We start from the raw sequence: 25,920 nt of genomic DNA, 5'->3' as shown, positions 1-25,920 counted from the left end.
GCGAGACGCTTACGCGGCCTCGTCGGCGACCGTAGCGCCGCCATCGGTCTCGTCGCTATCGCCCTCGGCGTCCGCATCGCCTTCGCCTTCGGCGGCTTCGGACTTGGCGCCGGTGCGGCGCGGGCTCTTGGCGAGCTGGGCCTCGATCTCCTTGACCGCTTCGGTCTCAGTCGAGTGCTGCACCACCGCAATCTCGCGGGAGAGACGGTCGAGCGCGGCTTCATAGAGCTGGCGTTCGCTGTAGGACTGCTCCGGCTGCGACTCGGAGCGATAGAGGTCGCGCACGACTTCCGCGATCGCGACGATGTCGCCCGAATTGATCTTCGCTTCGTATTCCTGGGCGCGGCGCGACCACATGGTGCGCTTGACGCGGGCACGGCCCTTGAGGGTCTCGAGCGCACGCTTCACCAGCGCGGGGTCCGACAGCTTGCGCATGCCCACATTGGCGACCTTGGCGGTCGGCACGCGCAACGTCATCTTGTCCTTGATGAAGTTGATGACGAACAGCTCGAGCTTCGCGCCGGCGATCTCCTGCTCCTCGATCGCCAGAATCTGGCCGACACCGTGAGCAGGATAGACGACGAATTCGTTGGCCTTGAAGCCCTGACGCTGGGTCACGACCTTCTTTTCTTCGACCTTCGGCGCGACAGCCGCGGGCTTCACGGCCGGCTTGGCGGCAGCGACAGGGGCCTTGGCAGGAGCAGCAGCAACGGGAGCCTTCGGCGCGGCGGGCTTGGCAGCGGGAGCCTTGGCAGCGGGCGTCTTTGCAACAGCGGGCTTGGCGGCAGGCTTGGCGGCAACAGGCTTGGCAACGGTCGCTTTCGCGGCCGGCTTGGCAGTCTTGTTAGGCATTGCGCTTCTTTTGTTCTTCGAGGACTTTGCAGCCGGCGCCTTAGTCGCGGTCCGACCCTTGGATGCGCTACGGCTGGCCGCGGCGACTTTCTTGGCATCCTTATGGGAAGCCTTCGCTGAAGTACTCTTTTTACGCGTTTTCTGTGACACAGCCTGCGCGCGGAAACTGCCACGCCCCTGTTCGACATTTGGTTTCACGGGAACCCAACGGGGCCGACGGGGCTAACCAGGGTTCGGCTCAATGTGCCCAATATAGCACATTTCCCGCAAAAATCAATGATTTAGGGGTCTTAAGGGCTGGTTTTCAGCGATAACGCCGCTAATAGGGTTAAGTTTGACCCGAATTAGTCGCCGGAGCCGGGGTTCGAGGAGAAATACTTGTCGAACTTGCCCTCCATGCCGTCGAAATCCTTGGCGTCGGCAGGTGATTCTTTCTTCTGGGTGATGTTCGGCCAGCTCTTGGCGTAGTCGGCGTTGACCGTGAGCCACTTTTCCAGGCCCGGTTCCGTGTCCGGCTTGATGGCATCGGCGGGGCATTCGGGCTCGCACACGCCGCAGTCGATGCACTCGTCAGGATGGATGACGAGCATGTTCTCGCCCTCGTAGAAACAGTCGACCGGGCAGACCTCGACGCAGTCGGTGTACTTGCACTTGATGCACGCTTCAGTGACGACGTAAGTCATCCAACGCTCCGAAAAGCTCTTTTAAAAGTCGCGGCTTGCGTAGCGCGGATGGCCCGGCGCCGCAAGCTCAGGAACGGCCGATCATGACGGCTTTATGCGCTTGATCGACCAAGAAATGAATTCAAAGCGCAATTAATTGCGCTGAGAATTCGGATGGCCTTCGCTGAGCTCTTCGTAGAGCACACGGGCCGAGGCGGCATCGCCGCGGCGCTCGTTGAAGGCGATGACTTTCAGGACGCGCACGGTGCGATCGAGCGCGACGGTGAGCACGTCGCCGATCTTGATCGCATGCCCCGGCGATTTCTCGCGTGCGCCGTTGACGCGAACATGGCCGGACTCGACAAGCTCGGCAGCGGAGGTGCGCGCCTTCACCACCCGCGCGTGCCATAGCCATTTGTCGATGCGCTGCCGCTCGGTCGTGGGCTCACTCCTTACGCCCTGACAGCTGCTCCTTTAGCGCAGCGAGTTTTGCAAACGGCGAGTTCGGATCGACCGGGCGATCGCGCTCGCGCGGGGTGGCGCTCGATGCGTAGGGACGCAGCGACGGCCCGCCCTGGCGGTCGCGGCCCTTGTCGCGGTCGCGGCCACGGTTGTCGCGGCCCTTGTCGCGATCGCCGCCGAACTTGCCTTTGTTGCGATCCTTGTTGTCGCGGTCCTTGTTGCCGCCATTCTTGCCCTCGAACCGGCGGTTCTTGTCCTCAGGACGCGGCGCGGCTTCGGCGCCACCTTCGCGCGGCTTGCGGAAATCCCTGCCGCCATCGCGACCAGAATCGCGACGATGACCGCCGCCATGGCGATGACGCTCACCGCGCTTCTCGCCGTCGGCGGCAGGCTGGGCTTCGCCTTCGGCAGGCGCAGCGCCGGCTTCAGCAGCTGCCTGCGGACGCGGCTGGTGACGCGGGTTGCGATGGCGCTCGTGGCGCGGCTTGCGATCGTCGTGACGGCCGGCGGGACGCCAGACCTCGATGAGCTCGGGCTCGGCGGACGTCGCCGCGGCCTCCACGGGTGCTGCCGCATCGGCCGACGCAGCGGCTTCGGTTGCAACAGTCTCTGCAGGCGCGGTTTCGGCAGACGCGGTTTCAGCGGGCACGGTTTCAGCAGCTTCAACGGCTGCCGCAGCATCTTCCGCAGGTGGCGCGATGCCGGGAGCGTCTTCGGGCGTGACGGAAGCCTCAAGCGCCGGCTCTTCAGGCGCGGGCTCGTCGTGCTGCTCCATGCCGGGCGCGTCTTCGACGGTCACAGGCTCGGCGGCGGCTTCGATCGCGGTGTCCGCGGGCGCGGCGGCGTCCTCGACCGGCGCTTCGGTTGCGGGTGTCTCTTCGCTGGAGGCTTCAGCAACAGGGGTCTCGGCAACAGCCGCAGCGGGCTTCGCCGGCAGCGGCGGACGCTTGTCCATGCGATAGCCGAGCGCACGCAGCACCGACGCAAAATCCTCGCCGGCCGAACCGGTGAGCGAGGTCATCGCCTGCGTCACGACAAAGCTGCGGCCGTCGAACGCACCGGCGGGCTTTTCGCCGGACGCGTTCTCGCGCCAGGCCAGCGCCGGACGGATCAGGTCGGCCAGGCGCTCGAGGATATCGACGCGCACGGCGCGCTCGCCGGCCTGCTTGTAGCCGAGCACGCGATAGGCATCGCGCGGCAGCTGCTTGTCGACCGGGAACGAGGTGCGGCCCGAGCTTGCCAGATGCTGCGCGCCCGACAGCGCAGAGGGATCGACATTGTCCTGCTTCAGCGCCCAGAGCAGCGCGGCCAGCGCACGCCCGGCCGGCTTGAGCAGACCGGGGAAATAGAGGTGATAGGCGCCGAAGCGGACGCCGTATTTGCGCAAGGTCGCGCGCGAGGGCTGGTCGAGGTCCTTCAGCTCGTTGGCGATCTTCGGGCGCTCCAGCACGCCGAGCGCCTCGACGAGCTGATAGGCGATACCGCGGGCGATGCCGGTGACGTCCTCGGCCTTGCTGAGCTCGAACAGCGGTCCGAGCAGCTTTTCGATATGGGTCTTGAGCCAGAGGTCGAGCCGGGCCTGCACCTTGTCGCGGGGGGCGCCCGTGAGGCGTTCGTCGGAGATGATGCGGATGCGCGGATGCAGCGCGTCCTCTGCGGCAGACAGCCGCGCAACGGCGTCGCCGGTCCAGCGGATGATGCCTTCCGAGGTCAGCACGAACTGCTCGTCCGGCGCATTGCCCAGTTTTTCGGCGCGCGCGTTGATCTCGCCGGCGAGCACGGCCTGCGCTGCAGCCTGCAACGCTTTCGCATCGGAGCCGGCTTCCGCCGCATCCGGTGCAAAGGTGAAGCCATCGAGGCGGCCGATGACATGGCCTTCGACGATGACTTCGCCGGTCTTGCCGATTTCCGTATTCAAGCTCGTGTTCTCCCGCAGGCGGCGCATCAATACACTGGTCCGGCGATCAACGAAACGCTCAGTCAAGCGTTCATGGAGCGCATCCGATAATTTATTTTCGACCTCGCGGGCGATTCCCTGCCAGCGTTCTGGGTCTTTCAGCCAGTCGGGGCGGTTGGCGACGAAGGTCCAGGTGCGAATCTGTGCGATCCGGGCCGACAGCGTGTCGATATCGCCGTCAACGCGGTCGGCCTGGTCGATCTGGGTCCTGAACCAGGCGTCGGGGATGCATCCCTTCCGCATCAGGAAGCCGTACAGCGTCGTGACCAGCTCGGCATGGGCGGCCGGCGACAGCTTTCGATAATCCGGGACCTGACAGGCCTCCCACAGCCGTTCCACCGCGTCCTTGCCATGCGCGACATCGCGCACCTCGGCGTCGCGGGCGGCGTGATCGAGCACGCGCATGTCCTCGGCGATGGGCGCGCGCGTCAGCGCCTCATGGCCGGGGGCCAGGTTCAGCGAGACCTGAAGCGCGCCGAGGGACGCGAAATCCAGCTTCGAATTGCGCCATTGCAAAACCTTCACGGGATCGAAGGTGTGGTTCTGCAGCGCATTGACGAGCTCGGGCTCGAACGGTGCGCAGCGACCGGTGGTGCCGAAGGTGCCGTTGCGGGTGGCGCGGCCGGCGCGGCCGGCGATCTGGCCGAATTCGGACGGCGTCAGGCGGCGGAACTGGTAGCCGTCGAACTTGCGGTCGGAGGCAAAGGCGACGTGGTCGACGTCGAGATTGAGGCCCATGCCGACGGCGTCGGTGGCGACGAGGTAATCGACCTCGCCGTCCTGGAACATCGCGACCTGCGCGTTGCGGGTGCGCGGCGACAGCGAGCCCAGCACCACGGCGGCGCCGCCATGCTGGCGACGGATCAGCTCGGCGATGGCGTAGACCTCGTCGGCCGAGAAGGCGACGATGGCGGTGCGGCGCGGCTGCCGCGTGATCTTGCGGTCGCCGGCGAATTCCAGCTGCGACAGGCGCGGCCGCGTGATCATGGAGACGCCCGGCAGCAGCCGCTCGATGATCGGACGCATCGTGGCGGCGCCGAGCAGCAGCGTCTCGTCGCGGCCACGGCGGTTGAGGATGCGGTCGGTGAAGACGTGGCCGCGCTCCAGATCAGATGCGATCTGCACCTCGTCCACGGCAAGGAACGAGACGTCGAGATCCCGCGGCATCGCCTCGACGGTCGAGACCCAGTAGCGCGGCGCTTTCGGCTTGATCTTCTCCTCGCCGGTCACGAGCGCGACGGCATCGGGGCCGACCCGCGCGGCGATCTTGTTGTAGACCTCGCGCGCGAGCAGGCGCAGCGGCAGCCCGATCATGCCGGAGGGATGCGCGAGCATCCGCTCGATGGCGAGATGGGTCTTGCCGGTGTTGGTGGGACCAAGCACCGCAGTGACGCCGGCGCCGGGGAGTCGCTCGGAAGCGAAAGGGGAGGAGGAAAAAGGCATCTGGGGGATTAGGTAATGGCGATTGGGGCGAATGTCAGTGCTGTTTTGGGGCGGTGGCGCGAAGCGCCTGGAAGTCACCCGGCTTCGGCTTCTCCGCTGTCATGCCCCGGCTTGACCGGGGCATCCAGTACGCCGCGGCTTCTCGGCTCAATCACAGACGCCTCGGCGTACTGGATCGCCCGGTCAAGCCGGGCGATGACACCGAGAGTGTGGGAGCATTCTCCCCGAACCTCGCGCAACTGTCTCACTTTGCGACGCTTTTCCCGTTGGCTTTAAGCTTCGGAACGAGTTGAGAACGAATCGCGGCCGAATCGCAGACTCCCCCGTGAGTCCTGTTCCGTTCACGCAACATGTCGCGGGAGGCTTATTGGGTTCGCACTAGATGGAGTTTTGCCCCGCCGCACAAGCGACGTTTCGATGGCAGATTCGTTAAAGCTGGGGACGGCGCGGAGTCGAATCAGAATCGGGGAGGAGTCAAATGGATTCCCGCTCCCCGACCCCCTCCAAACAAAAGTGCGAAAACAACCCCATGCACAGTAGGCATGTCGTTGAAATCATTCGTGTTTATTTTCGCCAGAAAGCGAGGTTCAGGGCGGGACGCCCGGCCTACTGCGTCTTCGCGACCTTGGGCGGCTGGGCGCTGGTGACGAAGGACGTCGCTTCCAGCATGGCCGGCCCGAGCGGGGTCGGCACTTTCAGCCAGAACGGGACGAGGATGCGGGTGCCGGCGATCGGCGCGAACGCGACCTCGATGTTGCGCTGGGCGGCGAGATATTTGATCACGGGACGGTCGGGGATGTAGCCGGCGATGGGCACGAAATACAGCGAGCAGACCACGACCTGGCCGTGATAGCCCTTCTCCGCCTTGACGTTTTCCATGCGCTTGAAATCGAGCTTGAGCTCGTAGCGCATGCGGCCGTCGAACACGGCGGCGCTGCCGTGGCAGGCGTCCGCCGACAGCACGTCACCGGTGCCGGATACGCGCACCAGCGAGGCCGTCATCGGGTCCCAGACGCCGCGGCGATGCGCGTCGGTGACGACGATGCGGTCGGGATCGACCGGAGGCTCCGGCACGATGGCAAAATCCTTCACATTGCCCTTGTCGAGCGTGATGCGGATCTCTTCGGTCTTCTTCGAGGTGGTGGTGGAGGCCTGGTAGCCGGTCGCGACCAGCGCGCCGTTGACCACGCGGCCCTGCGAGGCGCCGGTGCCCGACCCGCCCGCGAAGGATTTCAGCAGCCCCGAGGTGCCGCCGGAGGCCGCAGCCGCGAACACGTCGTCCTGGATGTCGATGTTCCAGGCGCCCTTGCCGACGGGAATGCCCGCCAGCGTCGCCTCATATTGCGCCTCGAGCTTGCCTTGCGCCGCCGCGGGCTCCGCCGCCCACGCCAAAACCAGCCCGCCAAGGGCCGCCATGACCCAGCGTCGGGCACAGCGCGGATGACTTGCGTGCGGATTCCTTGCGCGCCGCTCCGCTGAGCGCAGCTCTTTTGGGCGCAGCTCATTTGGACGCAGACTTGGCGCGAGATGAGGCGTTGTGAGCACGAAACAATCCAATCGGGGCGCGAACGGTTGTTACTTAAGCCAAAAACCGCGCCAAGCAATGCGTCCGGGCCCATCCGCGTCCGGAACTCCACTGGACTCTTCGGGCGCGAATACGCCCTTTATGTGATGGTAAGGCGCGATAATCATTGCCGTTTTGGTGATCCAGACGGGTCAGAAGCGCGCACCTCACCCCGCCACCTCCACCGCTGTCATGCCCCGACTTGACCGGGGCATCCAGTACGCCGCGGCCCCACTGGTCAGCGGCACCGGCGCGGAGTACTGGATCGCCCGCCCCGGCGCGCGAGTGCGCAAGGCGGGCGACGACACCGAGTGCCGGGCGCGAAACTGGCGTCCCAGCCGCCCCAAAACCTTGACGTCCCGCCGCTTCCCCCCTATACGTCCGCCCGCTCCCTGCAAGGACAGAGAATTTGCCCGTGGCGCCCCGAATGGCGGCCGCACATCGTTGGGAAAGATTGAGGATTTTACCATGTCTCGCCGCTGCGAATTGACGGCCAAGGGCCCCCAGGTCGGCCACACGGTCAGCCACTCCAACATCAAGACCAAGCGCCGCTTCCTGCCGAACCTGGTCAACGTGACCTTCATCAGCGAAGCGCTGGGCCGCAACGTGCGCCTGCGCGTCTCCACCAACGCGATCAAGAGCGTCGACCACAATGGCGGCCTCGATCCCTATTTGCTCAAGGTCAAGGCCGACCTGCTGTCGCCGCGCGCCCTCGAGCTGAAGCGCGCCATCCAGAAGAAGGTCGGCCCGACGCCCGCGCCGGCGAAGAAGGCCAGCTAAGAGTTATCGGAATGGGCGGAGGCTTGCGTCGCGAGGCGTAGGCTGAGCTGGATAGGTTTGCATTGCGGCCGGATCGGAAGATCCGGCCGTTTTGTTTTGGGGCATTGAAGAACGCTCAAGAAACGCAGCAAGCAAAAACAAGCTCTAGTTGATGCGCGCAGCTATCGTTAAGCTTCCGCTTTTCGATCATATGAGTTTGCTCGCATGCGAATTACCTCGTTCGAACTGGTCGATGTGGGTCCGCTGAAGCGAATCTCCGTCCGTGACATGGCTGACATCGTCGTGTTCGCCGGTCCCAACGGAGTCGGAAAGACGCACATTAGCTCTGCACTGATTCGGTTCGGTCAAAATCCGGGCGCGTCTCCAAATGTACGCATGACAATTGAGGCTACATGTGATGACGAGCGCGCCCGATGGGGGAAGTCAACGCTTGATCCTCAAAATGGCAACGATGCAGGGCTCCTACGAACCACCTTGCAGAGAACTCAAAGGCGAAATCAGTACAAGAGCTCATTCCTAAATTTTGACAGCGATCGGGCTATCCGAAACGTGGCGAGCTATATATTCGGATGGGACATCGGCGATCCGCTATTAGAAGAAGTGAGCTGGGACGCGGCGTTAGTCCCATTGTCCAGCCGTCACGACGAAGTTCGCCACTCCCTGTTCAGGATGGTCGAAGGCCAGAAGAGACAAATTGCGGAGGAAGCACTTGCTCGTCAGTGCGCAGGTGAAGCCTCCATGCCCTTGGCAATCCCAGATATTCTTCAGCCATTCAAGGACGCTTTCTGGCATCTGTTGGCGCCTAAGAAGCTCATTGAGGTGAGCACGCGGGATCAACAAATCTACTTCGAAACGGAAGGAGTAAAGCTTCCTATCGAGAGCCTAAGTTCGGGCGAACGCGAAGTAATCAATATTGTATTTGATTTCATTCTACGAGGGCCGGAAGATTGCGTAATCGTTTTCGATGAGCCTGAATTACATCTGCACCCAGAGCTCAGCTACAAACTTCTGCAAACATTAGCTTCTGCAGGCAAACGGAACCAATTTTTATTCTCTACTCATTCACCGGAGATAATATCCGCCTCGCTTGAAAATACTGTCGTGTTTGTTCGACAACCTCAAACGGACATAGACAACCAGGCTCTGGTTGTTAATCGGGACGATCAAACCCACCACGCGCTGCAGGCACTGGGTCAATCGATAGGAGTCATATCTCTCGGGAAGAAGCTTGTATTGATCGAGGGCGAGGAGGCAAGTCTAGACAAGCTGACCTACAGCGCCGTCCTCAAGAACCGTTTCCCAGAATTTGTTCTCGTGCCCGCGGGCGGCAAGGACTCCATCAGATCGTTTGCGGACGCGTATTCGAACATCGTTAGCAGGACGATATGGGGCGTTCGCTTCTATCTTTTATGTGATCGAGATGCTGCAAACATTATCGGCTCGAGCGCAGTCATGAAGAATGAATTGAATCGAATAACTGTTCTACCTAGGTACCACTTGGAGAACTACTTCTTGGATGAACAGACCTACGCGGCCTGCTTCCAGCAGATCGAAGCCCCAGACTCGTGGCTTCGGAACGCCGTAGAGATAAAGAAACGCTTACTGAAAATTGCCGCGGAGGCCGTCCCTTATGCAGTAGCGTTGAACGTTACCGCTGCGATAAGAGCGAAGGTTGGAAACGTAAGCGTGATGCCGAGAGGGGCCGTAGAGGCAAAATCGCCGGCAGCCTTGTGTCAATTAATGGAAGCGAAATTGGAAAATGAGTTGGCTCGCGTCCAAGTTGGGTTGGACAGGAAACTAGTGAATCACTTGGTAACCTCAGAGTTCGAGCGGCTTTCAAAAGCGGTCGAAGAGGACAATCCGATATGGAGGGCTGACCTTCCGGGAAGATTCATACTTAACAAGTTCGCGTCAGAAGCGGACATATCAGTTGGTCGCCTCAAACAACTATATCTGAACAACGCCGAACCGGAGGCGGCATTCCAAGATATCATTGCTGTCTTCGAACGATTTAGGAGCGCCTCTTAATCGCTCAACCTCTGAGCAGAGAGTATCGAGACTAGCTTGACATGAAAAATTTAGTCATCTGCTGCGACTGGATAAACAGCGAACGCGGCGACAGCATCTCTAATGTTTTGAAATTCTATCATTGCTTGCGCAAGAAGGATAACGAGACGGTACAGCAACTCGTCTATTACGATCCTGGTGTAGGGACACCGGGTCCAGCAGCGACTTCTTGGCACAGATTAAAAGACAACATCAATTCGGTTGTTAGGATCGCAACAGGCTACGGATTCGACAATAACATACTATCGGCCTACGACTTCCTGATACGCAACTATCAAGACGGAGATCATATCTATCTTTTTGGGTTCTCCTGCGAAGCGTATTCGGTACGCGTATTAGCCGGCTTAATACATGCGGTAGGATTGCTTTCTCCAGAACAGGCTAATTTTACGTCAAGCAGGCTGGCTGCGTACAAACAATCCTCAGATTTCGCGCAGCTAAATTCTTCTCACTCTGCAAACCTACAAAATAAAGTGGCGACCGAAACCGTCGGCTATGACAATCTAGTTTACTTGACAACGTTCTGGGCAACTCGCTGGCCGACTATCCGCTTGGTTGGTGTTTTGGACACAATTGCGAATGCTGTGACACCTCGTTCCGACCGCTTTCTTTACACTCCAAGCCTTGAGGAACTGGTCTTCACGCGAAATAACCCCAGCGTTCAAGCGTTCCGTCAAGCGATCTCGATTGATGAGCGACGTTGCATGATCCGTCTCAAACCGTGGGATGACTCGCAAGATTTCGTGCGCGATCGCTTTGCTCAAGTGCGCAAGACAGAGCCGCAAGACAGCTTGCAGGTTTGGTTTGCCGGCGTCCACGCAGATATAGGCGGCGGGTATCCGGAGGCTGAAAGTGCGCTATCGAAATATCCCCTTCTCTGGCTGATCGAGGAAGCTGCAAAATGCGGTCTCAAGTTTGATCAGCAAATTGTAAACCAGCTTGCTTGGGGAATGCCTACGCAGGGTAAGCCGTTTAAGCATATGGCTCCCGACTTCGCGGGCGTCCAACATGATTCAATGACGGGCACTTGGCGGGTGCTTGAATATCTTCCCAAGAGCGCGAAGTACAAAGAATGGCCAGAGCGAAAATCGATCCTCGGCTTCTACGTTCCCGATTGCGAACCCCGCGTTATCCCCGAAGGCGCGATAGTTCACGAATCTGTTGTTAAGCGCATGAGTGGACTTTCGAGTTATCGGCCAATCAATATGCCGCAGACTTATGGCACCTTTCCACTATCGGTCCCTCCGCGCTAAACCGCTTCACTAACCTAACGATGGCTCTCCACTGGCTATGTTGAACAGCTAGGTAACGTTCGCGGCTCAATAAAGCCCCCCGCCCTTCCCCCGAAAATCAATGCTCCGCCGCACGATCGCCGGCGGGGTGCCCTTGAACTCCGTCGCCTGATATTTGCGTCCGGTGCAGACTTCGATGCGCTCGCGCAAGCGCATGAACTGGACTTCGCAGTCGTTGGGCCGAGCGCGCGGGCCGCGCTCGAGGTTGTCCATGGCGGAGGTCGAAATCGTGCAGGCGCCACGAAACGGACTGCCACCCCGTAGTGTTACTAGCTAAGCCAAGGTCTTATTGATCTCCCGCACTGGTTGCGCTTTTGTGCAACTTTCCGGGGGGATTCTTCTAATGCGTAATTTGGGCGTGGTGGTCCTTGCGGCCGCACTTGCTGGCTGCGCGTCGTCTTCATCTGACATATCGGCGGCTTACGTCTCACCGGTGCAGTATCAACAGTACAACTGCCAGCAGCTCGCGCTTGAGGCGCAGTCGGTATCCACTAGAGCTGCGACCCTCTCCGGCGTTCAAGATAGCCAGCGCACCAAAGATCAGGTCGTAACGGGCGTTGCCGTCGTTGTGTTCTGGCCCGCGGCGTTCCTGGTTGGCGGCGACAAACAGGCTGCGGCCGAACTGGCGCAAATGAAGGGACAATTGATCGCCGTCGAACAGGCCTCGATCGCAAAGAAGTGCAACATTCAATTCCAGGGCAAACCCCAGGAACCGCCGAAGTAGGCGTCCTCGCGCACCTTACCCCCGAAAATCAATGCTCCGCAGTACGATGCCCGGCGGGGTGCCTTCGAACTCCGTCGCCTGATATTTGCGTCCGGTGCAGGCTTCGATGCGTTCGCGCAGGCGCGTGAACTGCTCTTCGCGCTCGCTCGGCCTGGCACGCGGGCCGCGCTCGAGGTCGTCCATGGCGGAGGTCGAGATCGCGCAGGCGATTTCCTTCGCGCCGTCCTGCATCGAGAACTGGACGATGCCGCGGTCCTGGTCGTGGGCGATGAAGCGGCTGGTGGTGAGTGTCATGGGGTACTCCTTTTGCGTCCGCGCGTCGTGCCGGCCTTGTGCGCAATTGCGCACGGGGGACGCCGGTCGGCGTGATCGAAGCACGCTGTGGGCACAAGCGTGCACAACAATACACTTCGGTGGTTATGGGTCCTGGCTTTCGCCAGGACGACGGGCGTGTTTGCGAGCATGGCGCGATGGTGACGCGCGTTGGCTTGCCTTCAGCCGTCGCCGTTCAGCCTTGCGAAATCGTCGAACAGCGCGGTCACCAGCGCGCGGTGGCGGGTGTCCTCGGCAGGGAGGCCCGCGGCGTAGAGGTTGAGCAGATGGCGCGCCTTCACGGCGGCCTCCGGCCAGGAGGCGGCCGGCACCGACATCATGCGGTTTTCGAGATCGGCCTCTCGCTCGCGCAGCTCCCTGACCTGGGCCTCGACATCGGCCAGCGCGCGGCGCAGATCGGTTGCCTTCTGGGCGGCCATGCCGCGGTGGCTGTCGAGATCGACCGGGATGTCAGTCATTTCAGGCACTCGCGTCGATACGTTGGGCATCCGCCAGGTCGACCGAGCCGATCGACAGCATCTCCGTCGCACCGCGCACGCCTTCGGAGGGCACCGTGATCATGGTGGCGACGCGGCGATAGGACGCGAACGACAGGCCCTCGATCATCTCCTCGTCGGTGATGACCTCATAGGCGCCGGCCGGCAATTCGCGATCGAGGCCGCGGATGTGGAATGGATGCTTGAAGGTGATGGTTTCTCGCCGCGAGCGGATGGTCATGCGCGCCTGCCTTTCGCAAAGAAGGGGGCCCCGAACCGACGCCAGCTGTGGCGAAGCATGCGCTTCTTGCGCGGCAATAGCCAGCATTATGTCAGCGCGGGCCGGGACTTAAGGCGCAATCGCGGCGCTCGCGCGCGGCGTTTTAGTCCTCGCAATCGGCATGGCGCGGGCGTACGCTGGACCACGTCAGCGCAGCTCACGCAATTGCCGCGCGTCGATGTTGCGCTGCATCTTTCGCGCCTCGTGTGCGCGGCGGCGATCTTCAATGGCTCGGCGGACGCATCTTACAGCCCCGCCAGCGACCATTGCAGCGCCGATCTCGCACGCGGACGAACTCGAAACCCAGGAGGAGACGACGTCATGGCCAAGGGACAGCAACGCAGCAACCGCGAGACCAAGAAGCCGAAGAAGGACAAGATCAAGACCAGCGCCGCAGCGCCGAGCCGCAAGGATGCGGCGTGGCAGCCGGAGATCGGTCAGAAGAAGAAGTAGCGGGCGCTGTTTTCCCTTCTCCCCTTGCGGGAGAAGGTGGCGTAGGCGGTCTTCGGCCGCCGTTCTTGAAAACGCCGATGCTTCGCATCGGCTATGGCGCCGGATGAGGGGTCTGTCTCCGGGAGTTCTGACGCGGGAGATTCGCGCGCGGAGAGAGACCCCTCACCCGTCTCGCCGCTTCGCGGCGATCCACCCTCTCCCGCAAGGGAAGAGGGGAAGAACCACCATCTCCTTATCCTCACCCTTTTCCGCTATACTCGCCCGGGTAGCATCACCGGGAGGGGCATACCGTGGAGCACGAACGCAACGCCGACCACACATCCGAGCCGAAGAACCTCGTCATCTGCTGTGACGGCACCGGCAACGAGATCTCGGAGAACATCTCCAACGTCCTGAAGCTCTATCGCTGCCTGCGCAAGACCGACAAGACGAAGCCGCGGCAGTTGGTGTTCTACGATCCCGGCGTCGGCACCGTGACGGAGCCGTCGACGTGGCACCGCTGGAAAGCCAACATCAATCTGGTGCTGGGACTCGCCACCGGCTACGGGCTCGATGACAACACGCTGTCGGCCTATTGCTTCCTGGTCCAGCATTACGCACCGGGCGACAGGATCTATTTGTTCGGTTTTTCGCGCGGCGCCTATACCGTGCGGGTGCTGGCGGGGCTGATCCACAAGATCGGCCTGATCTCGCCGGAGCAGGCCAACCTCGCGGGCTCCGGCCTCGTCGCCTACAAGCAATATTCCGGCACCGGGCGCGGCAACGATGTCGAGGACCTCAAGGACATCGCTGTCGACGAACAGGGACCGCTGCCGAAAGACCAATTCGACCTCGCCGCGCAGTTCGCGCGGATCACCTCGACGCGCTGGCCGACCATCCACTTCATCGGCGTCTGGGACACGGTGGCGAGCGTGATCGTGCCGCGGCGCGACGTCTTCTTCCTCGTCTTCAGCCTGGAGGAGCTCGCCTTCACGCTGCGCAATCCGAGCGTCAACATCTTTCGCCAGGCGATCGCGATCGACGAGCAGCGCCGCATGTTCCGCCTCAAGGCCTATGAGGAGCCGCAGGATTATTGGCGCAACCGCTATGTGCCCGACGAGAAGAAGGAGCCGCAGGATATCCTGCAGGTGTGGTTCGCCGGCGTGCATTGCGACGTCGGTGGCGGTTATCCGGAAGCCGAGAGCGGCGAGTCCAAATATCCGCTGCTCTGGATGATCGAGGAGGCGACCAAGGCCGGGCTGAACTTCAACCCGCGCACGGTGAACCAGCTCGCCTGGGGCATCCAGCGCACGAACTCGCCGTTCCAATACGTGCCGCCGGCTTACACCGGCAAGACGGGCGAGCTGCACAATTCGATGACGGCGGTGTGGCGCGTGCTGGAGTATCTGCCGAAGAGCGCGACCTACAAGGAATGGCCGGAACGGAAAGTGTTTCTCGGGCTCTACATCCCCGATTGCGAACCGCGCCCCATCCCCGAAGGCGCGCATGTGCATGAGAGCGTGGTGAAGCGGATGGCGGTGGAGCCGGGCTATCGGCCGGTGAATCTGCCGAAGGATTATGTGACGGTGCCGATGCCGGTGCCGCCCCATGTGGGCATGGCGGCCGAGGCGGGGGAGATCGTGGTGGGGTGAGCCCACTCGTCATTGCGAGCGCAGCGAAGCAATCCAGAATCTTTCCGCAGAGGCAGTCTGGATTGCTTCGCTGCGCTCGCAATGACGATGGTTGAGGCAGCGTCGCACGACACCATCCCTGTCGTGCCTGCGAAGCAGGCCCCGCCCCACCCCACCAGGCTACCACCAATATTCATTAAAATTATCGCCCCCGCTTTAGCCGGATCGAATCACCTCTCGTTCATCATGGTGCCCTGACCACCCGCGCCATCCGCGGAAATTGGAGGAGAGTGCCAATGCATCCGCGACGACATGCCCGCGTCAAACCCGCAGGCCTGGTGTCCCGCCAGGCCAAGATCATCACCGACCCGCGCGCGCCGGTGATCCCCTGCACGCTGATCGACTATTCGCCCGGCGGCGCCTGCGTCGATCTCGGCGGCCAGGTGAAGATTCCGGACCGCTTCGAGTTGCTGCACGTCAACACCAAGAAGCGCTGCCGCGTCGCGTGGAAGCGCGGCACGAAGGTGGGCGTAGTGTTTTAAGACGGGCGCCGCTACTTCCGCATCCGCGCCTTCGCGCCCGCGACGATCTGCATCGCCACGCCGGCGATCCAGCCGAACAGGGCGAACCAGCTCCACACGATGTGCGGTTCGAGGCGGAGCACGATGATGGCGACGGAGGCGAGTGCGGTGAGCGTGGCGCAGAGCGTGCCGGCGGAGCTCAAAAGCTCCGCGGCGTCGATGTCGCCGTGGGCCTCGTCGAAAGGCAATTGCGGCGTGTCGATGCCGAGATAGAAGCCGACGAAGCCCAGCACCATCATCAGCAGCAGGAAGCCCTCGGTGGTGAGCGCGGGTATAGCAGATCCCACATAAGCGCCGACGAACAGCCCGCACGCCGCGCCCGCCATCGCAAGCCCCACGCGCTCGATGACGTGGGCAGCCTTTCGAACACCAAACCGCATGGCGGGCCTCCGCGAGGAGTTGGACGCGCGCGAGGTTAGGCCAGATTTGGCGGGGGTGGAAGCTGAGAGGGTTTACGGATGCGTGAGGCGGGGTGTTGCTCCCTCTCCCCGTCGTCCCGGCCTAGTGCGCAATTGCGCACTAGGCCGGGACGACACCGTAATTGGGGCCGCGAATTCGCCCCCTCACCGCGCCCCGAACGTCGTCTTGCCGAACAGCGCCTTCTGGGTCGAGGGCTGCGAGCGCCAGTATTGCGGCGGCGCTTCGACCTCGCCGCCGAGTTCGGCTGCGGCGTGCCAGGCCCAGCGCGGGTCGTAGAGCAAGCCGCGGGCGAGCGCGACCATGTCGGCCTTGCCGGATGCGACGATGTCTTCGGCCTGCTTTGGCTCGGTGATCAGGCCGACGGCGATGGTGGGCAAACCCGTCTCGCGCTTGATGGCTTCGGCAAACTGCACCTGGTAGCCGGGGCCGAGCGCGATCTTCTGCAGCGGCGAGACGCCGCCGGAGGAGGCATCGATCCAGTCGACACCGCGCGCCTTCAGCGCCTTGGCGAACTCAATCGTCTGCGCCAGATCCCAGCCGCCGTCGACCCAGTCGGTCGACGACACCCGCATGCCGACCGGCTTGTCGTGCGGGAACACCGCGCGGACCGCGTCGTAGACCTCCAGCGGGAAGCGCATGCGGTTCTCGAGCGAGCCGCCATATTCGTCGGTGCGCTTGTTCGAGATCGGCGACAGGAACTGATGCAGGAGGTAGCCGTGCGCGCCGTGCAGCTCGATGGCGTCGATGCCGATGCGATCGGCGCGTTTCGCCGCATCGACGAAGGCATCGCGGATGCGCTTGAGGCCTGCGGCATCGAGCGCCAGCGACGCGGCTTCGCCCTCCTTGTGCGGCAGCGCCGACGGCGCCACGGTCTGCCAGCCGCCCTGGTCCTGGGGGATCAGCTGGCCGCCGTCCCATGGTCGCCCGCTGCTCGCCTTCCGGCCCGCATGCGCGAGCTGCATCGCGATTGCTGTGGAGGAATGTTTCCGCACCGAGGTGAGGATCTGCTTCAGCGCGGCCTCGGCGGCATCGCTGTAGAGCCCGAGGCAGCCCGGCGTGATGCGGCCGATCGCCTCGACATGGGTCGCCTCGATGCAGAACATCGCCGCGCCCGACAGGCTGAGATTGTTGATGTGGGTGAAGTGCCAGTCGGTGGGAACGCCGTCCTCGGCCGAATATTGGCACATCGGCGACACCACGACGCGGTTCTTCAAAGTCAGGCCGCGCAGCTTGATCGGGGAAAACAGGGCGCTCATGCGGGGGAGTTCCGAAAGGGAGGGAGGGCGATGCAGGGGAGTGTAGTGAGGGAAACGCGGATTGCCAGCCGCGCGGAGGGAATGGCGGCCCGTAGCGTCATGCATTGCGGCCGCGCCGCCCTACTCCACCAGCGCGAACTGCAGCAGCAGTGTGCGCTGGAGCATCGAGAAATTGTCGTCGGACACCAGCGTCAGCACGGTCTCGCCGTCGGCCGTGACGTGGGCGTCGATGCCTTCCATGTTGTCGATCTCATGGCCGAGATCGGCCTTGAACAGCACGGGGCCGTCGACCAATGCGCCCGGCGCCATCGATTTCAGGGGGATCGCGCGGATGCGGATATCGACGCCGGTGAACCAGGAAAATTTGCGTTCGAGGATCAGGAGATCGCCCGAGGGCAGCAGCACGGCGTCGCTGATGAGCTGCTGGTCGGTGCGGCGAATGCTGAACTGGCCCGGCGTCGGGCCGCCGATCAAGAAGCCGATCAGATTGCCGTCGGCATCGAAGCCGCCTTCCGACAGCGCGATCAAGGTCCCCGCGAGCGGCTGCCCCTTTGGTATGTCCTTGGGGACAAACACCAGCGCCTCGAGCCCTTTGTTGTAGGGCAGCTTGCGCACCGCCGGCGGCGTCGGCAGCACCTCGCCGCGGGCGCTTGTGCCGCCCTTCGAAAAATCGAACCGCATGATCTGGTTGACGCGCTCGAGCCCGACATAGACGAGGTCGCCGTCGCGCGCGAGCGCTTCGGTGTCGTACCACAGCCGCTTCTCCGTGATCGGCCGCCCCTCCGCATTGAGCACCGGCGCGGCCACGACGTCGTCGAGACCGGTCATGCTCCGCCCGGAATAGCGGATGCGACCGGTGAACCAGGTGCCCTGGTCGGAGACCGCGAGGAAGCGCTCGCCTTTGGTGTCGAGGAAGCGGAAGCCGGACAGGCCGCCGAAGCCGCGATGCGGCGAGGTCAGCACCAGGCCGCCGCGATAGTCCAGCGAACCGAAGCGCGTGCGCGCGCGGTCGCGCGGCTCGAAATTGGGGATCGGCCGCGCGTTGACCTCGATGCCAACGGGCGCTGCGACGGCGTGCTCGATCAGCGCCGGCTTCGGCGCAGGCTGCGCCTGCGCCAGGCGAGACAGTGCGAGAGTGGAAAATCCCGCCGCCGCGTGGCCGATAAAGCTGCGGCGGGATCGATGATTGCTCACGAATGCAGTTTGCGCCGCGGGCGGTTGGCCGGCTGTGTGGGCGCGGTGTTGGTCTCGCTGAACAGTTCGGCGAGCTTTTCAGTGATGGCGCCGCCGAGCTCTTCGGCGTCCACGATCGTCACCGCGCGGCGATAATAGCGCGTCACGTCGTGGCCGATGCCGATCGCGATCAGCTCGACCGGCGAGCGGGTCTCGATCTCCTCGATGATGTGGCGCAGGTGCCGCTCGAGGTAGTTGCCGGGATTGACCGACAGCGTGGAATCGTCGACCGGCGCACCGTCCGAGATCATCATCAGGATCTTGCGCTGCTCGGGCCGGCCGAGCAGGCGCTTGTGCGCCCAGTCCAGCGCCTCGCCGTCGATGTTCTCCTTCAACAACCCCTCGCGCATCATCAGGCCGAGATTTTTTCGCGCACGGCGCCACGGGGCGTCCGCCGACTTGTAGATGATGTGGCGGAGATCGTTGAGACGGCCCGGACTGGCCGGCTTGCCGGCGGCAAGCCACGCCTCGCGCGATTGCCCGCCCTTCCAGGCACGCGTGGTGAAGCCGAGAATCTCGACCTTGACGCCGCAGCGCTCCAGCGTGCGGGCGAGGATGTCGGCGCAGGTCGCCGCGACCGTGATCGGGCGCCCGCGCATCGAGCCGGAATTGTCTAAGAGCAGCGTCACCACGGTGTCGCGGAACGTCGCCTCCTTCTCGTGCATGAAGGAAAGCGGGTGATAGGGATCGGTCACCACGCGCGACAGCCGCGCCGGATCGAGAATGCCCTCTTCGAGATCGAACTCCCAGGCGCGGTTCTGCTGCGCCATCAAGCGCCTCTGGAGGCGGTTGGCGAGACGGGCGACGATGCCCTGCAGATGCGCGAGCTGCTTGTCGAGATAGGCACGCAGCCGCTCCAGCTCGTCATGGTCGCAGAGGTCCTCGGCGGCGATGACCTCGTCGAACTTCGGCGCGAAGGCATGATATTCCGGCCCGCGCGGCTCGTTCTTGCCGTGCGAATTCGGCCGCGTCGCCTCACCCGGCGTCTCGTCGTCGCCGAGCTCGCCGTCGTCGAAGGTGTCGGAGGTCGAGGCCTGCGCGCTTTCCATCGCGCTCTCGCTCATCTCCTCGCTCGATGCCTGTGCCTGGTCGGCGCTCATCTCCTGCGCGGCGTCGGAATCGGGCGAGCCCTCGGCGCCGGACTGATCGTTGTCGCCGTCCTGGTTCTCGTCGTTCTCGTCATTGTCTTCGCTGTCGGCGCTGCGCTCGTCGCCGATTTCGAGCGCCGTCAGCAGATCATGCACGGCATCGCCGAACCTGGTCTGGTCCTCGACCACGGTATCGAGCCGGTCGAGCCGCCTGCCGATCTTGTCTTCCAGGATGGGACGCCAGAGATCGACCATCTTCTTGGCGGCCGTCGGCGGCGCCATGCCGGTCAGGCGCTCGCGCACCAGCATCGCCAGCGCGTCGGCGAGCGGCGCGTCGGCGCGATCGGTGATCTCGTCGAACTTGCCGCGATGGAAATGGTCGTCGAGCATCGCGGTGAGATTTTTCGCAACGCCCGCCATGCGCCGCGCGCCGATCGCCTCGACACGGGCCTGCTCCACCGCCTCGAACACGCCGCGCGCCTGCGGATTGCCCGGCATCAGCTTGCGATGCACCTTTGGATCATGACAGGCGAGCTTGAGCGCGATGGAATCGGCGTGGCCGCGCACGATCGCGGCATCACGCCTGGTCATCTTTCGCGCGGGTTCGGGCAGCCGCGCCTTGCCCGGCGCGAGCCCGGGGCGCTCGGCGGCGAAGCTGACATCGAGCTCGGGCGCCTTGGCGATCGCCTTCAGGCAGGAGGCCACCGAGCGCTTGAACGGCTCGGTCGGGGCTTCCTTGGTGTTGCGGAACTTGGAGTTGGAGGTGGTGCTCATCTCGATCTCACCGTCGTCCCGGCGAAGGCCGGGATCCATAGCCACCGACGGTTATTGCGTCAGGGAAAACTATCAGCGTCGCTTCACCGAGAGACCTCGCGGCATGGGTCCCGGCCCCCGTGCGCAATTGCGCACTCGGCCGGGACGACACACCGAGAGAGATCAGCTGAGCGCCACGTTCACCGCCGATTCCGGCAGCTCCGCGTTGAAGCAGCGCTGGTAGAACTCGGCGACGAGGGGACGTTCGAGCTCGTCGCATTTGTTGAGGAAGGTGACCCGGAACGCAAAACCAATGTCGCTGAAGATGTCGGCGTTCTCGGCCCAGGTGATCACCGTGCGCGGGCTCATCACCGTCGACAGATCGCCATTGGCGAAGGCGTTGCGGGTGAGATCGGCGAGGCGAACCATCTTGTTGACGATGTCGCGGCCCTCCGTGGTGCGATAGTGCTTGGCCTTGGCCAGCACGATCTCCACTTCCTCGTCATGGCTGAGATAGTTCAACGTGGTGACGATCGACCAGCGGTCCATCTGGCCCTGGTTGATCTGCTGGGTGCCGTGATAGAGGCCCGAGGTGTCACCGAGACCGACGGTGTTTGCGGTCGAGAACATGCGGAATGCCGGGTGCGGCTTGATCACCTTGTTCTGGTCGAGCAGCGTCAGCCGGCCGGAGACTTCCAGCACGCGCTGGATCACGAACATCACGTCCGGACGGCCGGCGTCGTATTCGTCGAACACCAGCGCGACATTATGCTGGAGCGCCCAGGGCAGGATGCCGTCGCGGAATTCAGTGACCTGCTTGCCGTCCCGGACCACGATCGAGTCCTTGCCGACGAGGTCGATACGGCTGATGTGGCTGTCGAGGTTGACGCGCACGCAGGGCCAGTTCAGCCGCGCGGCGACCTGTTCGATATGGGTGGATTTGCCGGTGCCGTGATAGCCCGTGACCATGACGCGGCGGTTGTGCGCGAAGCCGGCGAGAATGGCGAGCGTGGTGGCGCGATCGAAGCGGTAATCGGAATCGACTTCGGGGACGTGAGGATCGACTTCGGAATAAGCGGGGACTTCGAGATCGCTGTCGATCCCGAACACCTGGCGCACCGACACCTTCATGTCGGGCAAACCGGAAACTTCCTCAACTTTGGACATCGCGGCGGTCGTCATCAATCCTCCGAGGTCCCGGGCAATCCCGAGACCAGTTATTGCACGTTGGCTGCGGCTGGGTGCGATCGCGAACCTATCAGAGACAACGTGCGGGCAGAAGCCCGCCCCCCAATCAAAGTTCCGTTGTCTTTTCATTTAGATAGGCAAGGAACGCGATTTTTGGAAGGCTGCCCTGCGAATCACGCCTGAATTTCGTGCCAAGGGCGCGGTCCTGCCTACGCGGGTGGCACTTTTACCGCCGCTTGTTACTTATGTAGGGTCCGAATGCAGGGCCCGAACCCCGAGGCCCGATCTCACCACAGAGACGACGTGACGTCCTTTCTCGATCCCCTCATTTCCTTCGTCTCGGCCCATGCGTGGCTGGCCTATCTGACCCTGTTCCTGGCGGCCCTGCTGGAGGCGGTTCCGGTGGTGGGGTCTGTGATCCCCGGCTCGACCATCATCCTGGCGCTAAGCGCCCTGGTCCCGGGCGGCGAGCTTAGGCTGCAATGGGTGTTGCTGGCGGCAGCCCTCGGCGCAGTGCTCGGCGACGGTTCGGCCTACTGGATCGGCCACCGGCAGCAACGGGAGATCCTCAACACCTGGCCGTTGACCAATTATCCGCGCGTGGTCGAGCAGAGCGAGAATTTCTTCCACCGCTTCGGCACCTGGGCGGTGTTCTTCGCCCGCTTCGTGCCGCCGATCCGTGCCTTCGTCCCGGTCACCGCGGGTGCGCTGGGCATGCCCCCGGCCCGCTTCTATGCCATCAACATCCCGGCGATCCTGGTCTGGGCGCCGGCGCATGTGCTGCCGGGTGTTTTGGCGGTCTCTGTGCTGCACGAATATGCCGGGCTGCACCACCATGGACATGTCGGCAAGCACATCTGGATCCTGACCGTGATCGGCGTCGCGATCGTTCTGGGCCTGGCGGTCTGGATCTATCGCCGCCGGAATGGCGGCGGCGTCGCGGTGGCGAAGCCGCGAGGGTGATCTATCCAAGCACACCACCCTCATCCTGAGAGGACCTGCCAACGACGGGCGTCTCGAAGGATGGCCGCGGGCGACAGCGGGGCCTGCATGGTTCGAGACGCGCGTTCCGCGCTCCTCACCATGAGGTTTCTTGATCATCCTTTGGAATCCGCAACCCCCGCCCTCCGCCCCGGCGCAGGCCCGACATACCTTGCCCGCGGCCTGATCAGCTTGCCGTGCTGTAATTGCTCGCTCGCATGAGCGATCCAGCCGACGCTGCGGGCCATCGCGAACAAGGCGAGCTCGCTGCCTGCGGGCAGGCGCAGCGCGTGCACGAGCACCGCGAGCGCGTAGTCGATGTTGACGAGCTCGCCGGTCGCCTCCGCGATCCGCTCCGGCACCTCCTTGGTGAATTTGCGGGGTGCGCCGGCGCGGGCCAGGGCATTCAGGAGCGACTGCGCGCGCCGATCGCCCCGCTTGTAGACGCCGTGACCGAAGCCGGCAAAGCGTTCGCCGAGCGCGACGCGTTCGCGGACCATTGGCTCGACGTCACGATCCACCAGCGCCTTGACGAGCTGCGAGGCGAGCACGCCGGCGCCGCCGTGCTTCGGTCCCTTCAGCGCGGCGAGGCCGGCGATGACGGAATCATAAAGATTGAGGCCGGTGGAGGCCGCGCAGCGCGCGGTGAAGGTGGACGCGTTCAACTCATGCTCGGCGAGCAGAACCAGCGCGCGACGTATCAGATCGGCCGCGTGCTTGTTGTCGGGCGCCCAGGCCCTCGCGATCTGCTGATGCAGCGGCTCGGCGGACGGCTCCGTGTTGAGCATGGTCGCGACCAGGAGCCGGACGATGCGCGCACCGACCATCGCACGTCCATCATGCGCGCGGGTGAAGGCGCGCGGATCGGCGCTCGACGCGAGCGCCAGCACGGCAATGGCGCGATCGATCGGCGCGGCGCGACGCGCGGCCTGCGCGATCAGGCGCATCTCATCGGACATCGCAGGCTGATTATCCGGCGCGAACGGATCGACGCCGGAGACGTCCCACAGAAGCGTCGCCGTGTGCTCCAGCGTGTCGTTTTCGGCGAGATCGACGCAATTGACACCGCGATAGATCGCGCCGTCCTCGGTGATGGTGGAGATTTCCGTGTCCATGACCGGCAGATCGGCATCGAAGCTGCGCAGGCCGCGCGGCTCCGGCGACGGCACCCGGCGCTCCTTCAGCGCCCGGACGTCCTCGGCGCGATAGCGGTTCTTGCGCGAGTCCGGCGTCGGCTCGGAGCGGACCAGGCCGCGGCTGACATAGGCGTAGAGCGTGGCCGGCGAGATCGCGAGCTCGGCGGCGGCTTCCCGGGCGGAGAGGTAAAGCCCCTCGGAATTTTTCATATTGATTTATATAATCAAGATTGATCAATCTGTCGAGAGGTCCGACCTTTGGCTGGTGCAAAGGAGATTTGGGCCATGAACATCCACCTCACCAAGAGCCAGATCGGGCTGGACGGCGTTCCCGCGGCCGAAACCGTGCTGAGCCATGTCGACGGCGAGCGCGGCGAGTTGATCATCGCCGGCGAGCATGTCGGCCGATTGGCGAGTCAGTCGAGCTTTGAGGGCGTCACCGCCCGGCTCTGGAACGGCGCCAGCACGACCACGCTGAGCGAAGCCAATGTGCGCGCGAGCCTCGGCGCGGCACGCGAGCGCGCCTTCGCGCGGCTGGATGAACTGCTGCCGGCAACGCACGGCATGGGCGTCGTCGACGGGTTTCGCGCGGCGGTCGCGGGACTTCGCGCCGAGCACGGCCTAGCCCATGAGGCGACGATCGTAGGCGCATTCCCGGTAATTGCGGGCGCGCTCGTCCGCCGCGCTAGGGGTCTCGATCCCGTGGCGCCAGATCCGAACGCGAGCCACGCCGCCGATACGCTTCGCATGCTGCACGGACGCGCGCCCGAACCACGCGAGGTCACGGCGCTGGACGCCTATCTCGTCACCGCCAGCGACCACGGCATGAACGCCTCGACCTTCACCGCGCGCGTGGTGGCCTCGACGCAGGCTGACCTGTTTGCCGCCATCACCGCCGGCTATTGCGCGCTGACGGGTCCGCTGCATGGCGGCGCGCCGGAGCCGGTGCTGGAAATGCTCGACGCCATCGGCTCGCGCGAGCGCATCCAGCCCTGGGTGGATGCGGCACTCGCCCGCGGCGAGCGGATGATGGGTTTTGGTCACCGCGTCTATCGCGTGCGCGATCCGCGCGCCGATGTGCTCAAGACCGCGATCGAGGCGCTGGCCTCGGACGGCGCCGACCTGCCCTTTGCCGGCGAGGTGGAGGCCTACATCCGCAGCGCGCTGCGCAAGAAGAATCCGGACCGGCCGCTGGAGACCAATGTCGAGTTCTTCACCGCGATCCTGCTCGATGCGCTGGCGATCCCGAGGCAGGCCTTCACGCCGATCTTCGCGGTGGCGCGCGCCGCCGGCTGGACCGCGCATGCGCGCGAGCAGCAGCGGACGGGGCGGCTGATCCGGCCGAGCTCGTCATATGTGGGGGCGATGCCGGAGGCGTGATGAAACGTAGCATGGATGGAACGGCGTTCTTTCCCTCTCCCCTTGTGGGAGAGGGTGGCTCGCCGCGCAGCGGCGAGACGGGTGAGGGGTTCTCTCCCCGCACAATCCCTTGCATTGGAATTTGAGGAAGCAACCCCTCATCCGGCGCTTCGCGCCACCTTCTCCCACAAGGGGAGAAGGGAAGACAGTGGCGCGGCCTCAGGCCTCGCGCACCACGGTCTTCAGATAATTATACGCCTTGATGATCTCGATCAGGCGGTCCTCGGTGGAGCGGTCGCCGCCGTTGGCGTCGGGGTGGTGCTGCTTCACCAGCGCCTTGTACTTGGACTTGACGTCGGCGAGCGTGGACTCGGGGCCGAGGCCCATCACCTGGAGCGCCTTGCGCTCGGCGTTCATGATCTTGCGCGTCTCGGCTTTGGGCGCGGCCTGCGGGCCGGCGCGCCAGCCTGTGCGGCCGTTGAGCTCCTGGAACATGCTGAACGGATCGAAGGCGCCGTCGATCTCGGCCTCGGCGCCCTTCTTGACGCCGCCATTGGCGCCCATCTTCCAGGTCGGACGATGACCGGTCAGCGCATCTTTCTGATAGCGCGCGACAGCGTCGGCATTCATGCCGGAGAAGAAATTGTAGTTCTGGTTGTACTCGCGCACATGATTCAGGCAGAAGTGCCAGTACTCACGCTGATTGTCGCGACCCTTGGGCGCACGATGCGCGCCCTTGTTCTGACACCCGGTCCATTCGCAATTGACCACGGCGTCGCGCGGCTTCACTTCCGGCTGCTTGCCTTTCGGCTTGATCCGGATGGAGTCGAAGAACTTTGATGAATCGATCGGCATGGCTGACTTTGACTACGCAATGCAAAAACCTTCAAGTCTTGACATTGCAATTAGCTGAAAAGCATAGCCGAAACTATGCTGAGGCGTCCTTGAACGACCGCCAGAGGCGGCCTAT

At 63.6% G+C, this 25,920-nt stretch carries 24 protein-coding genes and 1 pseudogene; 9 read left to right on the top strand and 16 right to left on the bottom strand.

Going from position 1 to position 25,920, the window contains the following annotated elements; genetic code table 11:
• Nucleotides 1-9 precede the first annotated feature (9 nt).
• The 5 genes from IVA75_RS17930 to IVA75_RS17910 form a co-directional block, all read right to left on the bottom strand.
• The gene (locus IVA75_RS17930; RefSeq protein WP_081747863.1) at nucleotides 10-852 is read right to left on the bottom strand and encodes a CarD family transcriptional regulator; all 843 of its coding nucleotides are present in this window, start codon (nucleotides 850-852) and stop codon (nucleotides 10-12) included.
• 344 nt (nucleotides 853-1,196) lie between these two features.
• Entirely contained in the window at nucleotides 1,197-1,535 is a 339-nt protein-coding gene (gene fdxA, locus IVA75_RS17925; protein ID WP_027567965.1) for a ferredoxin FdxA, read from the bottom strand.
• Nucleotides 1,536-1,667: 132 nt separating this feature from the next.
• Complete coding sequence (locus tag IVA75_RS17920; RefSeq protein ID WP_081747864.1) at nucleotides 1,668-1,937, bottom strand: RNA-binding S4 domain-containing protein; 270 nt, start codon at nucleotides 1,935-1,937, stop codon at nucleotides 1,668-1,670.
• A gap of 22 nt (nucleotides 1,938-1,959) precedes the next feature.
• Nucleotides 1,960-5,376, bottom strand: a complete 3,417-nt coding sequence (locus IVA75_RS17915; protein ID WP_247283027.1) for a helicase-related protein — start codon at nucleotides 5,374-5,376, stop codon at nucleotides 1,960-1,962.
• A 606-nt stretch (nucleotides 5,377-5,982) separates the two neighbouring features.
• Nucleotides 5,983-6,792, bottom strand: coding sequence for a DUF3108 domain-containing protein (locus IVA75_RS17910; RefSeq protein ID WP_027567968.1), 810 nt, complete (start codon nucleotides 6,790-6,792; stop codon nucleotides 5,983-5,985).
• Nucleotides 6,793-7,408: 616 nt separating this feature from the next.
• Here IVA75_RS17910 and rpmB point away from each other — a divergent pair.
• The 3 genes from rpmB to IVA75_RS17895 all read left to right on the top strand — a co-directional run bounded on the left by rpmB (nucleotide 7,409) and on the right by IVA75_RS17895 (nucleotide 11,040).
• The gene (gene rpmB, locus IVA75_RS17905) at nucleotides 7,409-7,720 is read left to right on the top strand and encodes a 50S ribosomal protein L28 (RefSeq protein WP_027567969.1); all 312 of its coding nucleotides are present in this window, start codon (nucleotides 7,409-7,411) and stop codon (nucleotides 7,718-7,720) included.
• A 267-nt stretch (nucleotides 7,721-7,987) separates the two neighbouring features.
• Entirely contained in the window at nucleotides 7,988-9,748 is a 1,761-nt protein-coding gene (locus IVA75_RS17900; RefSeq protein ID WP_247283025.1) for an ATP-binding protein, read from the top strand.
• A gap of 41 nt (nucleotides 9,749-9,789) precedes the next feature.
• Nucleotides 9,790-11,040, top strand: coding sequence for a DUF2235 domain-containing protein (locus tag IVA75_RS17895; RefSeq protein WP_247283023.1), 1,251 nt, complete (start codon nucleotides 9,790-9,792; stop codon nucleotides 11,038-11,040).
• Nucleotides 11,041-11,106: 66 nt separating this feature from the next.
• Here IVA75_RS17895 and IVA75_RS17890 read toward each other — a convergent pair.
• Nucleotides 11,107-11,316, bottom strand: a pseudogene (locus tag IVA75_RS17890) (DUF1488 family protein); the annotation flags it as partial.
• Nucleotides 11,317-11,422: 106 nt separating this feature from the next.
• Between IVA75_RS17890 and IVA75_RS17885 the strand changes: the two are divergent.
• The gene (locus tag IVA75_RS17885) at nucleotides 11,423-11,803 is read left to right on the top strand and encodes a hypothetical protein (protein ID WP_247283019.1); all 381 of its coding nucleotides are present in this window, start codon (nucleotides 11,423-11,425) and stop codon (nucleotides 11,801-11,803) included.
• A 15-nt stretch (nucleotides 11,804-11,818) separates the two neighbouring features.
• Here IVA75_RS17885 and IVA75_RS17880 read toward each other — a convergent pair whose 3' ends face one another.
• From IVA75_RS17880 to IVA75_RS17870, 3 genes are all read right to left on the bottom strand, one after another.
• On the bottom strand, nucleotides 11,819-12,097 hold the full coding sequence (locus IVA75_RS17880; RefSeq protein ID WP_085351675.1) for a DUF1488 family protein: 279 nt from the start codon (nucleotides 12,095-12,097) through the stop codon (nucleotides 11,819-11,821).
• Nucleotides 12,098-12,297: 200 nt separating this feature from the next.
• Nucleotides 12,298-12,594, bottom strand: a complete 297-nt coding sequence (locus IVA75_RS17875) for a hypothetical protein (RefSeq protein ID WP_027567973.1) — start codon at nucleotides 12,592-12,594, stop codon at nucleotides 12,298-12,300.
• Nucleotide 12,595: 1 nt separating this feature from the next.
• Nucleotides 12,596-12,853 (bottom strand): hypothetical protein, encoded by a 258-nt coding sequence (locus tag IVA75_RS17870; RefSeq protein ID WP_027567974.1) that lies wholly within the window; start codon nucleotides 12,851-12,853, stop codon nucleotides 12,596-12,598.
• A 360-nt stretch (nucleotides 12,854-13,213) separates the two neighbouring features.
• On the opposite strand from IVA75_RS17870, the gene IVA75_RS40165 reads away from it, so the two are divergent.
• From IVA75_RS40165 to IVA75_RS17860, 3 genes are all read left to right on the top strand, one after another.
• On the top strand, nucleotides 13,214-13,345 hold the full coding sequence (locus tag IVA75_RS40165; protein WP_007599247.1) for a hypothetical protein: 132 nt from the start codon (nucleotides 13,214-13,216) through the stop codon (nucleotides 13,343-13,345).
• A 290-nt stretch (nucleotides 13,346-13,635) separates the two neighbouring features.
• A complete protein-coding gene (locus tag IVA75_RS17865; RefSeq protein WP_247283017.1) occupies nucleotides 13,636-14,976 on the top strand; it encodes a DUF2235 domain-containing protein in 1,341 nt (446 codons plus the stop codon).
• A gap of 275 nt (nucleotides 14,977-15,251) precedes the next feature.
• Nucleotides 15,252-15,497 (top strand): PilZ domain-containing protein, encoded by a 246-nt coding sequence (locus tag IVA75_RS17860; protein ID WP_007599245.1) that lies wholly within the window; start codon nucleotides 15,252-15,254, stop codon nucleotides 15,495-15,497.
• An 11-nt stretch (nucleotides 15,498-15,508) separates the two neighbouring features.
• Here IVA75_RS17860 and IVA75_RS17855 read toward each other — a convergent pair whose 3' ends face one another.
• The 5 genes from IVA75_RS17855 to cobS form a co-directional block, all read right to left on the bottom strand.
• Nucleotides 15,509-15,916, bottom strand: a complete 408-nt coding sequence (locus IVA75_RS17855; RefSeq protein WP_247283015.1) for a hypothetical protein — start codon at nucleotides 15,914-15,916, stop codon at nucleotides 15,509-15,511.
• Between the two features lie 183 nt (nucleotides 15,917-16,099).
• Nucleotides 16,100-17,212 carry an NADH:flavin oxidoreductase/NADH oxidase gene (locus IVA75_RS17850; protein ID WP_247283013.1) on the bottom strand — a complete coding sequence of 371 codons (1,113 nt, stop codon included), beginning with the start codon at nucleotides 17,210-17,212 and terminating at the stop codon, nucleotides 16,100-16,102.
• A gap of 120 nt (nucleotides 17,213-17,332) precedes the next feature.
• Nucleotides 17,333-18,406 carry an esterase-like activity of phytase family protein gene (locus tag IVA75_RS17845; protein WP_247283011.1) on the bottom strand — a complete coding sequence of 358 codons (1,074 nt, stop codon included), beginning with the start codon at nucleotides 18,404-18,406 and terminating at the stop codon, nucleotides 17,333-17,335.
• Nucleotides 18,403-20,307, bottom strand: coding sequence for a cobaltochelatase subunit CobT (gene cobT, locus IVA75_RS17840; protein ID WP_018452934.1), 1,905 nt, complete (start codon nucleotides 20,305-20,307; stop codon nucleotides 18,403-18,405). Before cobT ends, IVA75_RS17845 begins: the two co-directional genes overlap by 4 nt.
• A gap of 162 nt (nucleotides 20,308-20,469) precedes the next feature.
• Nucleotides 20,470-21,468, bottom strand: coding sequence for a cobaltochelatase subunit CobS (cobS, locus tag IVA75_RS17835; protein WP_007599232.1), 999 nt, complete (start codon nucleotides 21,466-21,468; stop codon nucleotides 20,470-20,472).
• 309 nt (nucleotides 21,469-21,777) lie between these two features.
• On the opposite strand from cobS, the gene IVA75_RS17830 reads away from it, so the two are divergent.
• A complete protein-coding gene (locus IVA75_RS17830) occupies nucleotides 21,778-22,437 on the top strand; it encodes a DedA family protein (RefSeq protein ID WP_027567981.1) in 660 nt (219 codons plus the stop codon).
• A gap of 134 nt (nucleotides 22,438-22,571) precedes the next feature.
• On the opposite strand, the gene IVA75_RS17825 is transcribed toward IVA75_RS17830, so the two are convergent.
• Entirely contained in the window at nucleotides 22,572-23,801 is a 1,230-nt protein-coding gene (locus IVA75_RS17825; protein ID WP_247283010.1) for a citrate synthase family protein, read from the bottom strand.
• A gap of 75 nt (nucleotides 23,802-23,876) precedes the next feature.
• Here IVA75_RS17825 and IVA75_RS17820 point away from each other — a divergent pair, with 75 nt between their 5' ends.
• Nucleotides 23,877-24,971: a citrate synthase/methylcitrate synthase gene (locus IVA75_RS17820; protein ID WP_247283008.1), complete on the top strand. Its 1,095-nt coding sequence runs from the start codon at nucleotides 23,877-23,879 to the stop codon at nucleotides 24,969-24,971.
• A 198-nt stretch (nucleotides 24,972-25,169) separates the two neighbouring features.
• On the opposite strand, the gene IVA75_RS17815 is transcribed toward IVA75_RS17820, so the two are convergent.
• Nucleotides 25,170-25,805: a DnaJ domain-containing protein gene (locus tag IVA75_RS17815; protein ID WP_027515160.1), complete on the bottom strand. Its 636-nt coding sequence runs from the start codon at nucleotides 25,803-25,805 to the stop codon at nucleotides 25,170-25,172.
• Nucleotides 25,806-25,920: the final 115 nt, after the last annotated feature.

Origin of the sequence: Bradyrhizobium sp. 134 (assembly GCF_023074155.1) — a bacterium.
Classification (GTDB): Bacteria; Pseudomonadota; Alphaproteobacteria; order Rhizobiales; family Xanthobacteraceae; genus Bradyrhizobium.
This window is presented reverse-complemented; position numbering and strand designations above follow the sequence as displayed.